This window comes from Kiritimatiellales bacterium (genome assembly GCA_041656295.1).
Classification (GTDB): Bacteria; Verrucomicrobiota; Kiritimatiellia; order Kiritimatiellales; family Tichowtungiaceae; genus Tichowtungia.
Map to the genome: position 1 here is coordinate 1 of JBBADV010000044.1, position 3286 is coordinate 3286.

A 3286-nucleotide genomic window follows, 5' to 3' on the forward strand; every position below is an offset into this window, starting at 1 on the left:
TAGAGCATATCACGATTGAGAAGCCGTAATATGACACGATGAAAACCATCCGGCAGCATCCTGCGGTGTGACCTGTGCGAATGCCCGGCTGATTGCGGCGGATAATTCATCCTGTGTCCGGGCACCCAGACGTCGCAGCAGGGTTTTGATTTTGCTCCACATCTTTTCAATCGGATTGAAGTCCGGGCTGTAGGGCGGCAGGAACTTTATCGTTGCCCCGCACGCTTCAATCAAACGAAGAGCTTCCGGATCATAATGGGTTCTGAGGTGATCCATCACAATGATATCGCCGGGCTGCAGCGTGGGTGCCAATACCGCACGGATATACTCCCGGAACACGGCGCCGTCTGATGAACCCTCCACCTCCATCGCTGCTGTCTGTCCGTTCAACCGGATCGACGAAATCATCGTAGTGGTACACCCGTGTCCATGCGGTGCGTGTGCCAACAGCCGCAGACCATAACGGGCACGTCCGCGTAACCGGGTCATATTAGTTTTAGCACCGGACTCGTCGATGAACACCAGACGGTCGGGAGCAAGGTGCGGAAGTTCTGCGAGCCATTGTTCACGTAACCGCTCCACGTCTTCCCGTTTTTGTTCGGCAGCATGCAGCGTTTTTTTTATACCGGTATCCGGGCCGGCTTAATGCGCGCTGAACCGCCATGATTGAGCAGTCCACCCCGCAGAGATCTTTAATCTCTGTCAACGTCGCATCGGGGTGACGCTGAACCAGCCGGTCGAGTGCATCCAATGAGCTGCCGTGGAATACCGCCCGGCGGTGGCCTCGAGGCAGAGGCGCTGTACGGCCGGTTTTTCTGTACCGTTCAAGCCAGTCCTGAAATGTGCGGATGTTTACTCCGTACAATGCTGCAATTTGTGCCTGAGTGCCCTGATGCTTCAGGTACGCCGTAATGGCGCGTTTACGTGTCTGTTCTGTTGCGATTCCCATGAACAGAACACTAAAACAATATTAACGATATTTCAATCGTTAAATGCTCTAGAGCATTTTCGATTTAATTAGTCGCGTAATTAGCATGGCTGAAAAAGTTTCGGCATTCGACAGGAGTAAATTCCGGCAGGATGGCTGAGAGTCTCCCGCACAGTTCATCAAACCCGCTGATGATATACTTACGCAGATGCGCTTTCAGTTTAGAAAACGCCATTTCGATCGGATTGAGATCCGGACTATACGGCGGCAGATCGATCAGCTCCGCTCCTGCAGAACAGATCAGATCTCTGACTCCGGGACTGTGATGGCTTGACAGATTGTCGCAGATCACAATATCTCCTTCCCGCAGGCCGGGTCGCAGAACCTCCCCGACATAGATCAGAAAGCTCTCCGTATTCATTGGACCATCCAGCAGCCAGGGAGCACAAAGCCCGCTGATACGCAGCCCGGCAACCAACGTATTGGTGACCCAATGCCCGTGGGGAATATGGCATCGACACCGTTCTCCCCGTAAAGCCCGTCCATATCCCCGTGTCAGTTTCGTATTTAATCCGGTCTCATCAATAAAAATTAACTGCTCCGGGTTCCATTGCTGCTGATGCCGCAGTTTGCGGGCGTGCTTTACATCATCACGAAACTGCTCTTTGGCGTGCAGCGTTTTTTTTAAAGCTCAGCCCCAGCCGGTCAAGCTGGTGCCATAAGGCGTTAATTCCAATCCGGATTCCCAGGACATCCTTGCACCGGCGCTGCATCTCTTTGAGCGTCAAGTCCGGTTGTTTGCTAATCCATTTCTGCAATGTCAGCTCATGCCCGGTCAGCCGTGAACGGCGATAGCCGCCGCGCTGCTTCGGCTCAACCGAACCCGTCTGCTGATACTGTTTCCAGTATCGTTCAACCGTACGTACAGAAACTTGAAACCAGCGCGCTGTTTCCTGTGCACTGCGCCCGTTTTTTCTGGCGGCAATCATCCGTTCCCTTAACTGCAGGTGATACGTTTGAGTTGTCATGACGGAATCATGACAGATCATTCCGTAGCGTCAAATTAAATCGAAAATATTCTAAATTCAAAATTGAGAGAGACGAACTGACGGCACTTTCTTCCAAAGGTAACCGGGCGGTACGAACGGTGTTACATGCCCGGGCGCTTCTTTTACTCGACCAGGGCGATTATGCCCCGGGCACATGGACGATTGCCTCTGCGGCCGAAGCGCCGGGTACAACGGCGCGCAGCCTTGAAAAACTCAAGCAACGGTTGGTTGAAGCAGGACTGACCGAAGCCGTTGAAAGAAAGAAGCGGGAGAAGCCTCCCCGTGAAATTAAGTTCGATGGCAAATTCGAGGCCCGGCTGTTAACGTTAGCCTGTTCTGCCCCGCCGGAGGGAAGATCGCGGTGGACGGTCCGCCTGCTGGCTGAAAAAGCGGTTGAACTCAACATGGCAGAGAGTGTGTCTGCCATGACCATTTGCACTGCGCTAAAAAACATGAACTTAAGCCTCACCTGAGTAAATACTGGAAGATTCCGCCGAAGGAAGATGCGGCGTTTGTGGCGGCCATGGAAGATGTGCTGGACGTTTATTCACGTCCGTATGACAAAGAGTATCCGGCGGTCTGTACGGATGAATCAGGTATCCAGCTGATCGGAGAGGTCAGAGTCCCTCTTCCGGCGATTCCCGGACATCCGGTGTGAATGGATGATGAATATGTAAGAAACGGCGTGGCCGGTATATTCATTGATGTTGAACCGCCGGCGGGGAAACGCCATGTGAAAATTACAGATCATTGCGGCAAAACCGGCTGGGCGCAGTTCATCCAGGAACTGTTGGCTGAACGGTACGCAGAAGCCGAAAAAGTTCTGCCGGTGATGGATCAACTGAATACCCATGCCACGTCGTCGCTGTATGCGACGTTTGCTCCGGCGGAAGCGAAACGGTTGAGTGACCGTCTTGAAATCCATCATACGCCGAAGCACGGGAGCCGGCTGAATATATCCGAAATCGAGTTGAGTGTGCTGAAACGGCAATGTTTCCCGAGACGGATGGATAACAAAGCAGAACCGGAGCAAGCCGTAGCGGCATGGAACACCGCCAGAAATAATCGCCAGACGCCTGTCGACTGGCAGTTTAAAACCGCCGGCGCTCGAATCAAACTCAAAAAATTATATCCGAATATTTAAGATTTACGATGTACTAGGGTGTTTAGTCCCACAGTGTACTGGAGTGATGTATAACCAGCTCCGGAGGGATGAATTACGGGACAGATAGTACACGGATGCGCCCGTACGACTGAGGCGGTGTGTCGAACGATACAACATCGTCAAGAGAGCCTGAGTGTTCTGGCA

At 52.6% G+C, this 3286-nt stretch carries 7 protein-coding genes; 3 read left to right on the plus strand and 4 right to left on the minus strand.

Annotated features, from left to right (window positions below):
- Nucleotides 1-9: 9 nt before the first annotated feature.
- The 4 genes from WC959_12875 to WC959_12890 form a co-directional block, all read right to left on the minus strand.
- Nucleotides 10-582 carry an IS630 family transposase gene (locus WC959_12875; protein MFA5690008.1) on the minus strand — a complete coding sequence of 191 codons (573 nt, stop codon included), beginning with the start codon at nt 580-582 and terminating at the stop codon, nt 10-12.
- A complete protein-coding gene (locus WC959_12880; protein ID MFA5690009.1) occupies nt 566-949 on the minus strand; it encodes a helix-turn-helix domain-containing protein in 384 nt (127 codons plus the stop codon). Before WC959_12880 ends, WC959_12875 begins: the two co-directional genes overlap by 17 nt.
- 64 nt (nt 950-1013) lie before the next feature.
- Complete coding sequence (locus tag WC959_12885) at nt 1014-1604, minus strand: IS630 family transposase (protein MFA5690010.1); 591 nt, start codon at nt 1602-1604, stop codon at nt 1014-1016.
- Nucleotides 1579-1956 (minus strand): helix-turn-helix domain-containing protein, encoded by a 378-nt coding sequence (locus WC959_12890; protein ID MFA5690011.1) that lies wholly within the window; start codon nt 1954-1956, stop codon nt 1579-1581. The genes WC959_12885 and WC959_12890 overlap by 26 nt, the downstream gene beginning before the upstream one ends.
- Before the next feature lie 119 nt (nt 1957-2075).
- Between WC959_12890 and WC959_12895 the strand changes: the two genes are divergently transcribed.
- From WC959_12895 to WC959_12905, 3 genes are read left to right on the plus strand one after another with little or no spacing between them, the layout of a single operon-like run.
- The gene (locus WC959_12895) at nt 2076-2450 is read left to right on the plus strand and encodes a helix-turn-helix domain-containing protein (protein MFA5690012.1); all 375 of its coding nucleotides are present in this window, start codon (nt 2076-2078) and stop codon (nt 2448-2450) included.
- Nucleotides 2451-2491: 41 nt separating this feature from the next.
- A complete protein-coding gene (locus WC959_12900; protein MFA5690013.1) occupies nt 2492-2635 on the plus strand; it encodes a hypothetical protein in 144 nt (47 codons plus the stop codon).
- Nucleotides 2636-3121 (plus strand): transposase, encoded by a 486-nt coding sequence (locus tag WC959_12905; GenBank protein ID MFA5690014.1) that lies wholly within the window; start codon nt 2636-2638, stop codon nt 3119-3121.
- Nucleotides 3122-3286 lie beyond the last annotated feature (165 nt).

Bases quoted from the DNA above. Each gene is read 5' to 3' on its own strand.
- WC959_12890 (MFA5690011.1), bottom strand. From the start codon at position 1,956: ATGACAACTCAAACGTATCACCTGCAGTTAAGGGAACGGATGATTGCC.
- WC959_12905 (MFA5690014.1), top strand. From the start codon at position 2,636: ATGGATGATGAATATGTAAGAAACGGCGTGGCCGGTATATTCATTGAT.
- WC959_12880 (MFA5690009.1), bottom strand. From the start codon at position 949: ATGGGAATCGCAACAGAACAGACACGTAAACGCGCCATTACGGCGTAC.